General features: G+C 56.9%; 13 protein-coding genes. 3 read left to right on the forward strand and 10 right to left on the reverse strand.

Going from position 1 to position 15,683, the window contains the following annotated elements; genetic code table 11:
* Positions 1–42: 42 nt before the first annotated feature.
* Positions 43–534 (forward strand): Lrp/AsnC family transcriptional regulator, encoded by a 492-nt coding sequence (locus JQ616_RS28585; protein WP_212020400.1) that lies wholly within the window; start codon positions 43–45, stop codon positions 532–534.
* Between the two features lie 86 nt (positions 535–620).
* Here JQ616_RS28585 and JQ616_RS28590 read toward each other — a convergent pair whose 3' ends face one another.
* From JQ616_RS28590 to JQ616_RS28605, 4 genes are all read right to left on the reverse strand, one after another.
* The gene (locus JQ616_RS28590; protein WP_212020402.1) at positions 621–1,679 is read right to left on the reverse strand and encodes a phosphotransferase family protein; all 1,059 of its coding nucleotides are present in this window, start codon (positions 1,677–1,679) and stop codon (positions 621–623) included.
* 64 nt (positions 1,680–1,743) lie between these two features.
* Entirely contained in the window at positions 1,744–2,478 is a 735-nt protein-coding gene (locus JQ616_RS28595; protein WP_212020404.1) for an SDR family NAD(P)-dependent oxidoreductase, read from the reverse strand.
* Between the two features lie 121 nt (positions 2,479–2,599).
* Positions 2,600–3,415 carry an SDR family NAD(P)-dependent oxidoreductase gene (locus tag JQ616_RS28600; RefSeq protein ID WP_212020406.1) on the reverse strand — a complete coding sequence of 272 codons (816 nt, stop codon included), beginning with the start codon at positions 3,413–3,415 and terminating at the stop codon, positions 2,600–2,602.
* Positions 3,416–3,539: 124 nt separating this feature from the next.
* The gene (locus JQ616_RS28605; RefSeq protein WP_212020408.1) at positions 3,540–4,835 is read right to left on the reverse strand and encodes an acyl-CoA dehydrogenase family protein; all 1,296 of its coding nucleotides are present in this window, start codon (positions 4,833–4,835) and stop codon (positions 3,540–3,542) included.
* Positions 4,836–5,240: 405 nt separating this feature from the next.
* Here JQ616_RS28605 and JQ616_RS28610 point away from each other — a divergent pair, with 405 nt between their 5' ends.
* The gene (locus tag JQ616_RS28610; protein ID WP_212020410.1) at positions 5,241–6,221 is read left to right on the forward strand and encodes a LysR family transcriptional regulator; all 981 of its coding nucleotides are present in this window, start codon (positions 5,241–5,243) and stop codon (positions 6,219–6,221) included.
* Positions 6,222–6,316: 95 nt separating this feature from the next.
* Here JQ616_RS28610 and JQ616_RS28615 read toward each other — a convergent pair whose 3' ends face one another.
* Positions 6,317–8,068, reverse strand: coding sequence for an N-acyl-D-amino-acid deacylase family protein (locus tag JQ616_RS28615; RefSeq protein WP_212020412.1), 1,752 nt, complete (start codon positions 8,066–8,068; stop codon positions 6,317–6,319).
* The gene (locus tag JQ616_RS28620) at positions 8,061–8,744 is read right to left on the reverse strand and encodes a GntR family transcriptional regulator (RefSeq protein WP_212020414.1); all 684 of its coding nucleotides are present in this window, start codon (positions 8,742–8,744) and stop codon (positions 8,061–8,063) included. The genes JQ616_RS28615 and JQ616_RS28620 overlap by 8 nt, the downstream gene beginning before the upstream one ends.
* Positions 8,745–8,927: 183 nt before the next feature.
* Between JQ616_RS28620 and JQ616_RS28625 the strand changes: the two genes are divergently transcribed.
* Positions 8,928–9,938, forward strand: coding sequence for a zinc-dependent alcohol dehydrogenase family protein (locus JQ616_RS28625; RefSeq protein ID WP_212020416.1), 1,011 nt, complete (start codon positions 8,928–8,930; stop codon positions 9,936–9,938).
* Between the two features lie 168 nt (positions 9,939–10,106).
* Here the strand turns inward: JQ616_RS28625 and JQ616_RS28630 are convergent, their stop codons facing one another.
* From JQ616_RS28630 to JQ616_RS28645, 4 genes are all read right to left on the reverse strand, one after another.
* On the reverse strand, positions 10,107–12,545 hold the full coding sequence (locus JQ616_RS28630) for a bifunctional diguanylate cyclase/phosphodiesterase (RefSeq protein ID WP_212020418.1): 2,439 nt from the start codon (positions 12,543–12,545) through the stop codon (positions 10,107–10,109).
* Between the two features lie 305 nt (positions 12,546–12,850).
* Positions 12,851–13,912, reverse strand: coding sequence for a phosphotransferase family protein (locus tag JQ616_RS28635; protein ID WP_212020420.1), 1,062 nt, complete (start codon positions 13,910–13,912; stop codon positions 12,851–12,853).
* Between the two features lie 11 nt (positions 13,913–13,923).
* Entirely contained in the window at positions 13,924–14,664 is a 741-nt protein-coding gene (locus JQ616_RS28640) for an SDR family NAD(P)-dependent oxidoreductase (protein ID WP_212020422.1), read from the reverse strand.
* Positions 14,665–14,758: 94 nt separating this feature from the next.
* Positions 14,759–15,574, reverse strand: a complete 816-nt coding sequence (locus JQ616_RS28645) for an enoyl-CoA hydratase/isomerase family protein (RefSeq protein WP_212020423.1) — start codon at positions 15,572–15,574, stop codon at positions 14,759–14,761.
* Between the last annotated feature and the right edge of the window lie 109 nt (positions 15,575–15,683).

A 15,683-nucleotide genomic window follows, 5' to 3' on the forward strand; every position in this document is an offset into this window, starting at 1 on the left:
TCTTTTAGATCGATTGACGCAACAATTTCTCACGGCGACCAGATGCGGGCAACCAAGCTTCCAGAACTCGATGACTTCGATCACGCCATCCTGCGTGAGTTGCAAGAGAGCAACGCTACACCGCTCCACAAGATCGCGGAGCGGGTCAACCTTTCGACGGCAGCCGTTCAGCGACGCATTCGAAGACTTGAAGAGACCGGAGTGATCCAGGCCAATGTCGCGATCGTCGATCCGACGCGTATCGGGCTTCCAATCACTATTCTTGTGGAGGTCCATGTGGAGCGCGCACACATGGAGGACCTCGATGCAATGAAGGCCCATTTGTCCGGCCCTGAGGTCCAGCAGTGCTACTACGTGACGGGAGACGCAGACTTCGTCTTGGTCGTAACGGTAGCTACAATGGCGGATTATGAGGATCTAGCGCGCCGCTTGTTTTACGAGCACAAGAACATCAAATGGTTTCGGAGCATCGTCGTTATGGATCGTGTCAAAGTGGGATTGACCTTGCCGATACACAACGTCGAACCCAGATAGGTCGACCAGCGATCTTACGGGCCTCTCGTCCTGACCGCGTAACGCGGAATACTAGGACTCGTAGCAGCGCCAAACAGTTGGGCTGTCTATTGTAGGCGATCGCTTTCAAGCCAACTCTGAGCCCGCTCAAACAACTTGATGCATGACTGGTGCAGACGCTGCCCCGTAATCTTAGAGGCTGCTCCCGCGCAGGCACGAGCGTATGTACCTTCAAGAATGACACCAAGCTTGTAGCATGCGAGTACGCCGTACCACCGTATGTGTGTCGTATCTCGTTGGCTTCCTTCTCGATAGCGATCCACCAGATCTCCGATACTCGGAAACCCGCCCCACGGCTTGATGCCGAATTCCGCGATTGTGTGTCCATCTACGCCTGGCCAAGTGGCTATGATCCACCCCATGTCGAGAAGGGGGTCGCCGATGGTAGCAAGCTCCCAGTCGACGATTGCCGCTAGCTCAGGACCATTCTTGCGAAACATGACGTTGGCCAAATGATAGTCGCCATGCATCAGGCCTGGCGTGAAGGATGGAGGAACGTGATCGGCGAGCCACTTGGCCACTTGGTCAAGTCCTGGGATCGATCCTGCCCCGGGCCATCCCTCATAATCCCGATAGCCGTCCAACAGCGCCCGCCACCTCGGTACTTGTCGTTCGAGAAATCCGTCGCTTTTGCCGAAATCGCAAAGCCCAACTGCCACGTGATCGACGCGGCCGAGCGCAAGAGCACCGTCCACCAATGCGAAGCCCATTTCCCGGCGAACGCTCCTGTCACTCGCATGGAGTGGTGGCAACATGACCGTAGCGTTGAAACCATCGATCGGCTCCATCAAATAGAACGCTGCTCCGATAACCTGCTCCGAGGAACATGCTGCAATTAATCGCGGATGGGGGACGTCTGTGGATGCCAACGCGCCGAGTACGCGAGCTTCGCGTCGGTTGGTCGCGTTCCCATCGCCGCGCGGGTGACGTGGCGAACGGCGGAGAACAAAAGGACGGCCATCACGATAGAACAACAGGAGGACATTCTGCGTGCCGCCTGCCAACGGGGTCGGATCCTCGATTGCACCACTGCCCAAGCCAACCCGGTCCATCCAGGCGCACACTTTGTTGAGATCGACTAAATCTTTCCAAGGTTCGTCGCTCATGGCGGTAATCCGATCGAAATGAATGCGTTCAAGCCGTCGTGCTCTCGCGTCGACACTGCAGTCGCTACAAGATGAAACCGCCGTCCACCACGATCGTCTGCCCGACGATGTAGGAAGCGAGCGGCGATGCCAGGAATAGTGCTGCTCCAGCCATGTCGGCCGGCGTGCCGAGACGTTTAAGCGGAATTCGCTGCAACGCGCCTTCCAGTCGTTTTGGATTATTGGTGGTAACCCTAGTCAGCTTGCTGTCAACGAGGCCCGGCGCGATGCCATTAACGCGGATCCCGTCTTCGGCCCAGGCTTGCCCCATCGTTCTGGTAAGTCCCACCGCTCCGGTCTTTGACGCATTGTAAGCCGGATTTCCCTTCGTCGAATGATAGGCCGCCGTCGAGCTCACTATGATAAGTGATCCGCTGCTAACCCTGAGCATTTCATGAAACTTCGTGCAACACGCCATCAAGCTCATCAGGTTGATCTCCATGACCTTCCGGAAGCCCGACATCACGAATTCACCGCGCTTGTAGATGACGGTGCCCTGCGCCAGCACGAGGACGTCCAGTCTCTCGAAGGCAGGCACAAAGCTATCGAGCGCACCATCGTCCGCGAGGTCAAGTTGAGCATAGTGTAGCCCCTCAAGATCTGACCCTTCTTCAGACCGATAGTCCGTCGAAGCAGCGCGGGTGCCGGATACATGCACCGACGCGCCTTTGGATCGAAATGCCTGAGCTATTCCATTGCCAATCCCGCTCGATCCTCCGACAACCAGAACCACTTTGCCGGTATAATCAAGTTCGTGCATAGCGTTGCCTCAAGATATTTGAGCGAAGCACTGGGTTGTTGTCGTAAAAGCCTTGTCAGGCCGGAGACAAGTCTCGGTCCAGGAAGGGCGGCGTGATCTTATCTCGGCCGGCCTCATTCTTTCAGAGCGAGTAGGCGATCGCCTCCTTAAGCCTATCGAAGCGCCGATTGATGTAGGCTTCGGTTTCCTTGTGAGTGATCACATAGAGCGCATTGCGACGAATGGCATCCACGACCAGATCGCCGACCAGCTCTACCGGTAGAACACGTCCCTCCCCGGATCCGTTTTCCCTGTCTGTGTAAACAGTTCGCCTTTCTGGTCCCCCGAGCTCCGCTGGTCGATTGCGATAGCTCTGCTCGATCTTCGTCTCCACGCGCATCGGACAGAGAACCGTCACGCCTATGTTCATTTCACGCAGATCCTTCGACAGACATTCCGCAAGCGCGACAACGGCTGCCTTGGATACGCTGTATGGTCCAAGGCTTCGATTGCTGATGAGCCCGGCAAAACTGGAGGTGAAAAGGACGTGGCCCCCTTCTTTCTGTTCGATCATCCGGGGTATGAAAGTCTCGACGCCGTGAACCGCGCCCCATAGATTGACATTGATGGCCCATTGCCAATCAGCATGTGTCATTGACTGCGTTGGTCCAAAAATTGCAACGCCGGCGTTATTGAAGCAAATGTGGACTGCCCCGAAACGGGACCAAGCTTGGTCCGCAAGATGTTCAACCGATGATTTGCATGCTACATCGGTTACTACACCACATACCTCTGCGCCGTCCGCTTCGAGCGACGCAACCGCCTTGATCAACTGATCCTGCTCGATGTCCGCGATTACGAGCTTGACGCCCTCCCGGGCGAGAGAGCGTGCCGCAGCGAATCCGATTCCGCTTGCCCCGCCTGTTATGACGGCAATTTTTCCTTTGAGTTCCTGCATTCTTATCCCCTTGATCGGTTCCCTACGGTTGAGCCATTGCTCTTCTGCCGGCCAAGCCTCTGCGCTCTGATCCCAACGACAACTCGAGACGACTGCGTTTTTCGCAAGCGTGACCGGCTAGCTCTTAGATCGCAGAAACAACCGCCTCCTCGACTTGCTGGGCATACTTGGCAATCGCTGCGGCCTGCAGTGTCGGAATATATTGAGACGGAAACTGCCCGTCCGTGCCACGCCGCTCCCGTAGAAGCTGGCGCGCTACGGTGATTTTGTGAACTTCCGTCGGCCCGTCGGCTAACCCCATTTGAAAACTCTCCAGGACCTGTTCTGCGAAGGGCATGTCGGGCGTCACGCCGAGCGAGCCGTGCAGATGCAACGCGCGGGCTGCAACATCGTGGAATATCTTCGGCATCAGCGCCTTGACCGCTGAGATATCCTTTCGTACCGCCAAATAGTTCTTATGTTTGTCGATCTTCCAGGCGGTACGCAAGACCAGCAGACGGAATTGCTCGATATCCATCCAGGAGTCTGCGATTTTCTCTTGCACCATTTGTTTGTCGGCAAGAAGAGAGCCCTGCGTTTCGCGGCTCAGTACCCGCTCGCACATTAGTTCGAACGACTTCTGGACCTGACCGATCGTTCGCATGGCATGATGGATCCTGCCGCCGCCGAGCCGCGTCTGGGCCACGACGAACCCACCACCTCGCGGACCCAAAAGATGATCGGCCGGCACCCTGACATCGCTGAAGCGTATATAGGCGTGAGACGGATGGCCATGAATGCCAACTGGCATGTTGCGGATGATCTCGATCCCGGCCGTCTCTGCAGGTACGATGAAGGTCGACAAGCGGTGGTATTCACCCGCTGCGGCATCCGTGACGGCCATCACGATCAGGACGCTCGCTACATGCGCATGCGAGGCAAACCATTTCTCACCGTTGAGCACCCAAGTGTCGCCGACGAGCTCGGCGCGGGTGGTGAACACCTTCGGATCGGCACCGCCCTGCGGCTCTGTCATGGCGAAGCAAGAGACAATCCGATTGTCGAGCAGCGGACTAAGGTAGCGGTCCTTTTGTGCCGGCGTGCCGTAGTGAGCGAGGATCTCTGCGTTGCCGGAATCCGGCGCTTGACAGCCGAATACTGTTGGTCCGAAGCGCGAGCGCCCGAGAATTTCGTTGATCAGCGCGAGTTTGACCTGACCGTAGCCTTGACCACCAAGCTCGGGGCCGAGGTGGCATGCCCATAGGCCACGTTTCTTGACCTCCGCTTGCAAGGGGCGGACCAAAGCGTTCCGCTTTGGATTATCAACTTCATAAGGAAACCCCAGGATGTAATCGAGCGGCTCGACCTCCTCCCGCACAAAGGCATTGATCCAGTCGAGCTCCTTCTGAAAATCCGGTTCAGTTTCGAAATCCCAGGACATGACGTTCCTCACCTCGCGCACTTTTTCGTTCGCGTAAGGGGGCCATCAAAGACTTCAAAGGTCCAATCGGATATTCGTAACGTTTCGATCCAAATCAGTTATGGATCCAGTCGATTCAACCTTTGCGCCGTCTTCGCCTCAATGGCGTGATTGTGCCGTTCCTGCCGCGGAACTGGGCGGCTTATGTCAACCTGCATGGGAATGGGCATATTCCTGCCCGGCAGAAAAAGACCATCTTCCGCCACCCCGCGGTCCTAGCTACCGCGCCAGCGCATGACGTTTGCAAACAAAATCAATAACATAGGAAGGAGCGGCCGGCGGCCGAACCACATGTATTCCCAGAAATGACAATTCGATTTAGTTATAGATATCCAACTATCCGCGCGGCGGCTCCAGGAGATGGGCATGGACCTCGATGCGATGCCTTACCGTATCTTTGTGACCGTCGCCGAAGAGCTGTCGTTCACGCGCGCATCCGAGGCGCTGAATATATCGCAACCAGCACTATCAGCTCGGATCCGCGAATTTGAACGCAGGCTCGGGTTTGCATTGTTCTCCCGTACCAGCCGGCGAGTCGAACTCACTCCCGAGGGGCGGCTATTTCTCGGTAATGCGCGACGTATGGTGTCGGAAGCATCCTGGGCAACTCAGGCGGCGCGGGAAATCCGGGATAATGATCTGCGTATCGGTGCACCGCTCTATACATTGCATATTGCGAAACGCCGTGAATTGATCGATCGGCTGATCGTCGAGCATCCGGATATTCGACTACGAATCTTCGACAAGAGCCATGCCCGCAACTACGCAGATCTCCTCCGCAAGGAAATCGATCTTGCACTGCTCGTAGAGCCATCCGACGTCAATGCAGCCGAAATGGATGCGGTATCGGAAGTCGACTGGCCGGATGGCCTCGAGCGTCTCAAGATGGGCGAGAAACGCCTCGCTCTGCAGATTCCTGCCGAGCATCCGTGGTCAGAGACGGACGCGGTACCAATGGAAGACCTAAAGAACCAGCGTATCGCGGTGATCAATAGGATACTTGGTGCGCCGCTCTCGGCAGCTCTTACCCGCGCTCTGAGCGAACTAGGCGCCGAACTGGTGCGACCGCCCGAAGGACATGCAGTCGCTGTAGAGCGCTATGGACGGCTTACGCGCACTCCGGCGGTCACACTGGGCTGGTTTGATGCCTTGCAAACCGGATCGTCCAAAGACGTCGTAGTACGTCAAATAAAGGGACTAAATTTCCGAACCACGCTGTCCCTGGTTCGCCTTCAGGGTGAGCAACGCCCGGCCGCCGCCTTGGTATGGGAAATGGCGAAAGGCCCACGTGCAGGGCGCAGGGCTATCGAAGACCGCCGTCCTGCGACAGCGGCCAGCGAGGCTTAGGGCGACAGCTGCTCGATACCATAGGCCGACGCCGTTACCGCTTCTGGTTACTCGCCTCAACTGTCACAACGGCGTTCGCGCCCTTGCCCTTGACCTCAAGCCCGCTTTCGGGCTCCTTTGCTCTTCGGCGCAGCCTGGGCACCGCGTACGAGTCTCCCAGGAAGCGCACCAGTGTGAACGCCGTCCCGATAGGTAATCGCGCCGTTCTTGATCGTTGCTACAAAACCATCTGCCCCCTGCCGAAGACGGCGTCCACCCGCCGGCAAGTCGTACACGACCGTGGGCGCATGCAAACGCAGGCCGTCAAGATCGATAACGTTGACATCCGCCACATATCCTGGGGCTAAGAGTCCTCGGTCATCCAGTCCCACGAGTTGCGCAGGTTCTTGGGAAAGCGCGCGGATTGCCATCGCCAAGTCGATGTTCTTGCCGAGCTTCGCGTCCCGCACCCAATTCTGCAGAACAAATGTGGGGAAGCTCGCATCGCAAATCATCCCGTAATGGGCACCGCCGTCTCCGAGGCCCAACACCGTGTGGGGATGTATCGCCATTTCACGTGCAACGTCGAGATTACCGTCGCGATAGTTTGCACCTGGGAGAAAAAGTATCGCTCGGCCTTCATCACGCAATAACAGGTCGTAAGCGTACTCGTGCGGCGTGACATTTCGCAGTTCTGCCTGGCGCTTAATTGAATCACGAGGATCAGGCTCGTAATCGGGTGGATCACCCATCAGGTACGCATGGCCGAAACTGTTGACAATATTGACGTACACGGGGTTAGGATCTTGGGGCCTTTCGGCGAGCAACTTTGCGCGTAAGACCGGGTCCCGCATCGCCCTGACTTTTTCGGCCAATGGCAGATCCCGCAACGCGCGGAAGCTGGGATGCAATGAAAACGGATGGAACGAAAGTTCGAGCCCATACAGCAAGCCGACCGGACGCGGAAACACCTGTGCTTTCATCCGCAGCCCGTCATTATTGGCGCTCTCAAGCTCTTTTAGATAGTTACGCCACGCAGAAGGATCTCCCGTAGCCATCTGTAGAAGCGAAAATGAGAGCGGACGCCGCGATGCAGCAGCAATCCGGCGCATAAGGCCGAACTCCGATTGCGCATCACCGATAATGTCCGGGATGATCTGGAATACGCCGGCCCCCGCGTCGTTCAGCCCGGCGGCCAATGACAGGAGCTCCTCTTCCTCGGAATGCAAGCTCGGCGCCAGTTCTCCAGCTACCGTCCGATGCAGAATATTTCGCGAAGTGGATACGCCCAAAGCACCTGCACGAATCGCCTCCGTAGTCAGTGCGCGCATTTGCGCGAGATCTTCCGAGGTGGGTGGCTCACGGCTCGCTGCGCGTTCGCCCATTACATAAACGCGGAGCGCTGAATGCGGCACCTGCGCCGCGACATCGACGTCAAGTTGGCGAACTTCAAGCGCATCGAGGTATTGCGGAAATGTTTCCCAATTCCAAGGCAGCCCTTTGGTCATGACGACCTCCGGGACATCCTCCACGCCCTCCATGAGCTCGACAAGCATGTCTCGTTGGTGGGGTCGGCAAGGCGCAAAGCCGACGCCGCAATTTCCCATTATCACAGAGGTGACGCCATGGTTCGACGACGGAGCCATTCGGTTTTCCCAGAGGGCTTGACCGTCGTAGTGCGTATGGATGTCGACGAAGCCCGGCGCAACAATCTTTCCCTTGGCGTCGATTTCTTCCCTTCCCTTGCCAGGGACGCTGCCAACCGCTGCAACCGTACCGCCGCTGATCGCGATGTCGCCAACAGATGCTCTACGGCCAGAACCATCGTGGATTTCACCGCCACGGATCACCAGGTCGAATTCAGTCACGATGCGCCTCCCTTGCGTTTTCTTGCTTCAAAAGGATTCGAATCCGCCGCACATGCTTACGCATGGCTCGTTCCGCGCGAAGCGGTTCTCCTGCGAGCACAGCTCGCGCAATCGTTCTGAAATCACCGAACTGATTCCGGTGCGCTCGTGTCAGGTGGAACTGTGCTCGCAGCACGTGGATATGAATTGAGGGGAATATCCGCTGTAGCTCCTCGTTCCGCCCAATACGCAAGAGTGCGTCGTAAAAGCCAGCTCGCGCTTTGATAAATGGTTTGTCGTCGATCTTAAGCTGCGCAGCTTCCAGCCTGTCGATTGCAGCTCTCATACGAAAAGAATTGTCTTGCTCATGCACCCTTTGGGCAGCGGACCGCGCTGCAAGGCCGGCGAGCAACTCGGTCAATTCAAGAGTAGCCTGTGCTTGTTCGGGCGTGATTTCCCGAATTGTCGCGCCCCTATTCCGGCTGAGTTCTACGACCCCTTCGGATGCAAGGCGCTGCAAAGCCTCCCGCACTGTATTGCGCCCGACGCCGAAGCGCACACAGAGGTCTGCTTCAATGAGCCGCTGCCCCGGCGCCAGGCGTCCCTCTTCGAGGGCCGCGACAATGCTTTCTGCCAAGGCCTGAGAAGCACTGATTGCACGAGATGCCTGTTCTTTTAGAGGTAACGACCGAGCCATGCTTCCCCTACCCGCAGCCCGACAGCCTTCGCCGTTTGTCGATTCCGACATGAGAAACGATTGACTTTGGCTAGCGGATGTACTGATCTTGTAGACTAATATTGCCCTACAATCCGACACCGGACAAGGCCCGTGATTCCGCCTTAGAAGCGGTAATTCCTGGACGAGAAAAAAGGACTTCCAATGCGCGCAATCGTTCTTCGTCAGCCAGGAGGGCTGAACAAGCTCGAAGCAACCTCCATGCCGGATGTAGGCGCACCTGCACCTGGCGAAATTGCGGTGCAGATCAAGGCCAGCTCACTCAACTATCATGACTACGCAGTTGTGACAGGTGCAATCAAGGCGCCGGACCAACGCATTCCGATGTCCGATGCAGCTGGTGAGGTTACCGCGGTAGGAGACGGCGTAATCGGATATAAGATTGGTGATCGGGTCGTCTCCACCTTCTTTCCCGATTGGCTCGACGGCAAACCTGGGGAAGGCGGTTTCTCTCGCGTGCCTGGAGATGGAATCGATGGCTATGCCCGTGAAGCGGTCGTGGCCCCTAGTACTGCCTTTACTCGTGCTCCAAAAGGTTACAGCCACAGCGAGGCAGCGACGCTTACGTGCGCTGGTCTCACCGCTTGGCGCGCGCTGGCGCATGAGGGGCAACTCAAGGCCGGAGAAACGGTCCTGGTGCAAGGCACAGGCGGCGTGTCTATCTTCGCCCTTCAGTTTGCCAAGTCGATGGGAGCAACCGTGGTCGCAACATCTTCATCTGATGCAAAATTGGAGCGCTTGAAGGCATTGGGTGCCGATCATCTGATCAACTACAAGTCGGTCGAGAAATGGGGGAATATGGCACGCGAGATGTCGGGCGGCGGGCTCGACCATATTGTCGAAATTGGCGGCGCCGGCACTCTACCTCAATCGATTGCGGCCGCAAAAATCGGGGGCCATATCGCCCTCATCGGCATTCTTGCCGGCCTACACGGACCGATACCAACCGCGGCACTGATGACCAAGCAAATTCGTCTACAGGGGATCACCGTTGGCAGCAGACGCCAGCAGCTCAGCATGGTCAAGGCTATTGACGCGACCGGCATACGGCCAGTGATTGATCAGACTTTCCCATTGGAAGGGTTAGCTGACGCCTTCCGCTATCAGGAATCTGGCAAGCATTTTGGCAAGATCTGCATTGATGTTACGAGCTGAGAGACGCCACCGGATGATTTCACGTTCTGCAGCCCCGCACAGCCATGGCGTGACCAAAGCGAAATGACCGTCTCGCGACCAGTCTAGCTGATAGCAACGAACCGGCTGTTCGATCAGGCTTCCGGCGGGTTTCGAGCAACGTCCAGATGCTGTCCTGGGGACGCTGGTTCAAACGCGCTTTTCAGTCATTGGACCGGTGAAATGGACGCATGCCTCGGGCTGAAGGTTTGGCGACGCAATTGCACGCTGCCCCAGAAGTACTGAAATCTCCTCCGGCGGAATTGGACGACTGAATAGATATCCCTGCATTTCGTCGCAAGCGTGGTCTCGCAAGAACACCTCTTGTTCGTCGTTCTCTACCCCCTCTGCAACGACCCTGAGACCTAACGCTCTTCCGAGATTGATTATCGCGTCGGTAATCGCTCGATCTTCCTTATCTTGAGGTAGCTGCCGGATGAACGCACGATCGATCTTCAGCGTATCGATTGGAAAACGCTTGATCAGCGACATCGACGAATATCCCGTACCGAAATCATCCATCGCAATATGAATCCCGCGCCTCTTAATCGCGCTAAGCACTTTGATCGCCTGATCAACGTTCTGCATGACCATGGTTTCCGTGACCTCCAATTCCAGAAATTCCGGATCCATCCCGGTCCGTGTCAGAATTTCGTCGATGTCTTGGAGGAGCAGCTCATATTGAAACTGTCGCGGCGACAGATTGATGGCCATGCGAACCGGTGGAAATCCTTCATTCCTCCAACTCATATGCTGCTCGCACGCGGTCTTGATCACCCACTTCCCGATCGGAATGATCAAGCCGGTTTCTTCGCTAACCGGAATGAATTGAGCGGGCGGCAGCAAACCAAGGTCAGGCTGGCCCCAGCGGATTAGCGCTTCAATGCCTGTAATCTGACTGGTCCTTAGATTGATCTTTGGCTGGTAATGCAACGTAAATTCATTACGCTCCAAGGCCTTCCGCAAATTGGACTCCATGACGAGTCTTTCGATCGACTGCGTATTTGCCCTTTTGGAGAAGAAACGAACGTCGTTCTTGCCTTCCTCCTTGGCGAGATACATCGCCAAGTCCGCACGCTTTACTAGTGACTGCTCGTCGCGTCCATCGTCGGGATACAACGCAACGCCGATGCTCGCTGTTACCCGGCATTCCTGGCCTTTGAGCAACATTGGCTTCATCACGGCCGATAGCAGTTTGTGCGCCATGCGATTGATGTCGGCTTTTCGACCGGGCTCTGGGAGTATGGCGACGAACTCGTCGCCACCCAGTCTGGCGACGACGTCTTGTTCACGCAGGGCCTGGCGTAATCTGCTTGCTATTTCCACCAACAGCGCATCGCCCTCAGCATGCCCCAGGGTGTCGTTGATAATTTTGAACCTATCCAGATCGATGAAGAACAGGGCCACCTTTCCCCGACACCTGCGAGCCGCTACCAGCGTCGAGTTCAGTAGTTGGCTGAAGCTTGATCTGTTTGGTAACCCCGTCAGGCTATCGTATGCGGCGAGATATTTGACCCGTTCGTCGGCTTTGGCTTTTTCCTCGGCTCGATCGAAATTTTCGACCGCGAAAGAAACGTTATCTGCCAGTTTTTGCAGGAGCGCGTTGAGGTCGGGTTGAAACGTGCCTACCTCGGCCGACAAGAATATGAGAACTCCAATCGACTTTCCCCCTTTGATCAGAGGGAACGCCGCGCCCGAACGGGCGCCGCCCTTGCGGAAGATGTCATAAAAGTAGGTCAGCCTAGCATCTGCGAAATAGTCGTTGCTGATACACGGCCGCCTTGATCGGAATGCCATTCCGGCCAAGCCCCTCCCCTCGGGACGGTCCGGATCGACGGATAGGCGGAAGGCTACCGCCGCCTCTCTCTCCGGTCCCCCCATGGCAACTACTTCCAGTAGGTCGCTATCCGGCTTCGCGAGCGCAATCATCGTGGCTGCAAAAATTCCGTCGAGGACAGCTGTCTCGCAGGCCCGCTGAAATAGTTCGATCCTGCTTTGAGCGCGCATAATAATCCCGCCGATCGCGCTTAAGGCCGAATACATTCGAGCTAGACGGGATTTCTGCCGATCGCGCCGCAGCACCTCAGCCCCCGCTGAGATGTTCTCGATCAAGATATTCAAGAGACGGACAACATCCGAGTCGATCGTCTCTTCTGCGAAGAAAACGAACATGAGGCCATGAGGTTGGTTTCCTTGAACCAAAGGCAACGCCGCTGCTTCCCTTATTGCCTCTCCTTCGCCAAGTCCCCACCAGGATCTCATGAGAGGATCAGTAAGAACGTCCTTACTATAGTGGAGTTGGGCGGTCCTGAACGCTCGACCACCTAGTTCTTGCCCTTGAGCCGAAGCCGGATCGGTGGACAAGCGCAGCTCTGCCAATCTTTCGACCGATGGGCCCGCTGTGGCCGACACTCGAAGCCACGTCGTGTCGTCGCTGACAAATATTGCAGCGCCACGGACGTTGCCCAAGTGAAGTGTGGCATCGCAAACGCGCTGGTGGAACTCCGCTTCGGAACTACTGCATAAACCAGCTTCCGTGGCCTTGTTCAAAGCCGCGAACATTCCAAGAAGCTGTTCCGATGCTGTCATGCTGCGATCCCGCGCGTATCGGCGCAGCTTAGCGTTCGGCATCTAACGTTCTGTTAAGGAGCGGTAAAGAAACGATGATCGGAGAGCAGTGCGCGCGCTCAACTTTCCGTAATTTTACGGCAGGCTCAAAATTCCTAGGGCGAGCGCGTGGTGTTGCATCCTTATTACGTCTATGGCGTCTGCGGAGTTTGCGCGCCCGCGCGACGAATTCGCGGTTTGCACCGTCCGCACACTACTGGAGAGGCTTACGTTTTGGACCGCAGCTGCTGTTGAATCCTGAAACGATGGTCGTCGCCGGTCGATTCCTACGCTATATCGTATCGCTCGATCCAGCTCCGCGCGCGTTCCGTTAGTCGAAGAGCCGCGGTATGAAGTTGAGCCCCCACGTCCGACGAGGCCTTTCCGGCGCAGGCTCGGGCGTGGGTGCCTTCCAGGATGGCGGCAAGCCGGAAGCAAGCCAGCACAATGAACCATCGTAGAGGTCCCACGTCGCGCTCTGCGCGCGTGAAGTAGTGGGCAATGAGCTCCTGAGAATTGGCGAACCCCACCCAAGGGCGAACTTCGACCTGCGGCGCGATCCCCTGTCCCTCGGCATCTGGCCATGTCGCGATCAACTCGCCGAGATCGAGCAAGGGATCACCAAGGCTCGCAAGCTCCCAATCGACGATTGCCGAAAGCTCTGGGCGTTCACGATCGAACATCACATTGCCGAGATGAAAATCGCCATGGACGATTCCCGGGACGAATTGCCCAGGAATATTTCGCTCGAGCCACCGCGTAACGACGTCAAGCCCGTGAATGTTGTCCGGTCCTGGCCACCCTTGGTATTCGCCGTAGCCCGCCAACTGTGAACGCCATCGCACCACCTGCCGCTCCAAGTAGCCGTCAAGCCGGGCAAGATCCGATAGGCCGATAGCTAACGGATCGATCTGAGCGAGCTCAGCGATTGCGCCCGCCATGGCTAGCCCTATCCGATGACAATAACCAGCGTTGGCAAGGAAGACATCCGGAAGGCCGACGGTCGGCGTGAAGCCATCGACCGGTTCCATCAGATAGAAACCCGCTCCCAAGATCGTCTGGTCGTCGGAAGCCGCGATCAGTCTGGGATGCGGCACCCGTGTGCTGGCCAGCGCTGCAAGTATGCGCGCCTCACGACGCATAGTTGCGGTGCCATCAACCTGTGTGTGGGATGGCGGTCGACGGAGAACGTAAGACTTTTCCCCTCGCCGGAATTTCAACAGAACATTTTGTGTGCCGCCGGACAAAGGTAGAGGATCCTCGACGGGTCCTTCGCCTAGCCCCCTCGCGTCCATCCACGTCGCGAGCCGATCGAGGTCGACCAATCGTTTCCACACTTCGCTTTTCATGGCGTTTCGTCTCAACGTATCGTTAGCCCGCCATCGACCGCGATCGTTTGGCCAACTACGTACGCAGCGAGGGGCGACGCAAGGAAAAGGGCGACGCCTGCAATGTCGGATGTTTTCCCCAGGCGGCCGAGCGGAATTTGGGCTTCCCACGCCTGTACCCGTTTCGGGTTTTGCGTGGTGACTTCCGTCATCTTGGTAGGAACCATTCCCGGAGCGATGCTGTTGACCCGAATTCCGTCAGGTGCCCACGCATCTCCGAGGCTACGGCAGAGCCCCATCGCTCCTGTCTTTGCGGCGCCATAGGCGGGGTTACCTCGCGTCGCATGAAACGCCGCGGTAGAGCTGATCACGATTATCGATCCCTGGCTTTCTTTCAAGAGAGGATGAAATCGGAAGCAGCACTCCATCAGACTGTTGAGGTTTACATCGACGACTTGCCGAAAGCGATCGGGTTGGAACTCCGCTCTGTTGTAGAGCACAATTCCCTGCGAGAGAACGAGCGTATCGAGCTGGCTGAAACCGGGCTTGCACTCCCGGATGGCTTCCGGCGAAGAAACATCGACCTGTTTGTAGTGCAAGCCTTCAAGATTTGAATCCTTGGAGTCGGAATAGTCCTCGGCACAGGGGCGCGTTCCCCAGACATGAACGCGGGCGCCTTTATCCAAGAAGGCGCGAGCAATCGCGTTTCCGATTCCACTGCTACCTCCAACCACCAGGACGGTCTTACCGTCAAAGCCAAGCTCGTAGGTCATTGATAATGTATCCTCGTAACGTGCGCGACTAGCCAGAAATCCGAAGGCGGATGGCCGGTCGATGCGCCGGTGCACCCGCCTGCAAACTGGCGATTTACTTTCTATCCTGCCAGAAGTTCTTGGAGACTTTGCGACGCGCAGCTCGCGTCTCCGATTTCGCAAAGTCTTCCATGCCGTCAGTGGCGAAACGGCCCGGCTTGTTCGCAAAAGGCTGAATCGGCACCTCAAATGCCATTGCGCCCGAGAGCGGAAGATCGGCTCCCTTGTTCAATGCGAACTTCGTCCGTCGTACGGTGATGGGATTTTTCGCCGCCATGACCTCTACGAGCGCATTGACCTCCTTTGTCAAATCGGCCGGCTTACAGATCCTGTTGATCAGGTCGTACCGCTCCGCTGTCACCGCATCGAAGAGCTGACCGATCAGATTCCACTCCTTGGTCTTTCGACGGCCGGCAAATTTCGAAAGGCGGGTGACACCGCCCCAACCCGGCGTGATTTCCCAATCAATCTCGGGCATTCCCCACCGGCTTCGGTCCGTCGCGATGACAAAGTCGCAGGTCAGCGTCAGTTCGAGACCGCCTCCGGTGCAAACGCCATCCACGGCAGCGATGGTGATGCAATTCAAGTCCTCGATGGCCTGTGCCGTTTCCTGATAGGCACGTCCCTGCCAGTAGGGATCGTCATCGGTCCAGGTCAGGAAGTCCTTGATGTCGTCGCCGGCACAAAACGTGTCGCCGTTACCGCGGAAAATCAGGAACCGGCATTCCCGGTCCTTCTTCACGAGCCGGATCGCGTCAGCCAGTTCCTCGGACATTTCGCGGTCAAGCGCGTTGTGTGCTGCCGGGCGGTTGAAAGTGATCGTGGTGATCGTGTCCTTCCGTTCGAAGATGATCTTTTTGTACTTGCTCATGCCGGTCTCCTTTGGGTGCCTTTATTAGTAGCTCTAGGCTACTGACTGGGACCCTAGGAGGGTTAGTATCGTTAGGCAACTGTAAAGTTAGGAATGAACGGCAAGAAAA

Source organism: Bradyrhizobium tropiciagri, assembly GCF_018130545.1.
Taxonomy (GTDB): Bacteria; Pseudomonadota; Alphaproteobacteria; order Rhizobiales; family Xanthobacteraceae; genus Bradyrhizobium; species Bradyrhizobium tropiciagri_A.

Excerpts from the sequence above, each read along its gene's own strand:
- JQ616_RS28645 (WP_212020423.1), bottom strand. The coding sequence starts at position 15,574 with ATGAGCAAGTACAAAAAGATCATCTTCGAACGGAAGGACACGATCACC.
- JQ616_RS28590 (WP_212020402.1), bottom strand. The coding sequence starts at position 1,679 with ATGAGCGACGAACCTTGGAAAGATTTAGTCGATCTCAACAAAGTGTGC.
- JQ616_RS28635 (WP_212020420.1), bottom strand. The coding sequence starts at position 13,912 with ATGAAAAGCGAAGTGTGGAAACGATTGGTCGACCTCGATCGGCTCGCG.
- JQ616_RS28640 (WP_212020422.1), bottom strand. The coding sequence starts at position 14,664 with ATGACCTACGAGCTTGGCTTTGACGGTAAGACCGTCCTGGTGGTTGGA.
- JQ616_RS28620 (WP_212020414.1), bottom strand. The coding sequence starts at position 8,744 with ATGGCTCGGTCGTTACCTCTAAAAGAACAGGCATCTCGTGCAATCAGT.
- JQ616_RS28605 (WP_212020408.1), bottom strand. The coding sequence starts at position 4,835 with ATGTCCTGGGATTTCGAAACTGAACCGGATTTTCAGAAGGAGCTCGAC.
- JQ616_RS28585 (WP_212020400.1), top strand. The coding sequence starts at position 43 with ATGCGGGCAACCAAGCTTCCAGAACTCGATGACTTCGATCACGCCATC.
- JQ616_RS28625 (WP_212020416.1), top strand. The coding sequence starts at position 8,928 with ATGCGCGCAATCGTTCTTCGTCAGCCAGGAGGGCTGAACAAGCTCGAA.
- JQ616_RS28630 (WP_212020418.1), bottom strand. The coding sequence starts at position 12,545 with ATGACAGCATCGGAACAGCTTCTTGGAATGTTCGCGGCTTTGAACAAG.
- JQ616_RS28610 (WP_212020410.1), top strand. The coding sequence starts at position 5,241 with ATGGACCTCGATGCGATGCCTTACCGTATCTTTGTGACCGTCGCCGAA.
- JQ616_RS28600 (WP_212020406.1), bottom strand. The coding sequence starts at position 3,415 with ATGCAGGAACTCAAAGGAAAAATTGCCGTCATAACAGGCGGGGCAAGC.
- JQ616_RS28595 (WP_212020404.1), bottom strand. The coding sequence starts at position 2,478 with ATGCACGAACTTGATTATACCGGCAAAGTGGTTCTGGTTGTCGGAGGA.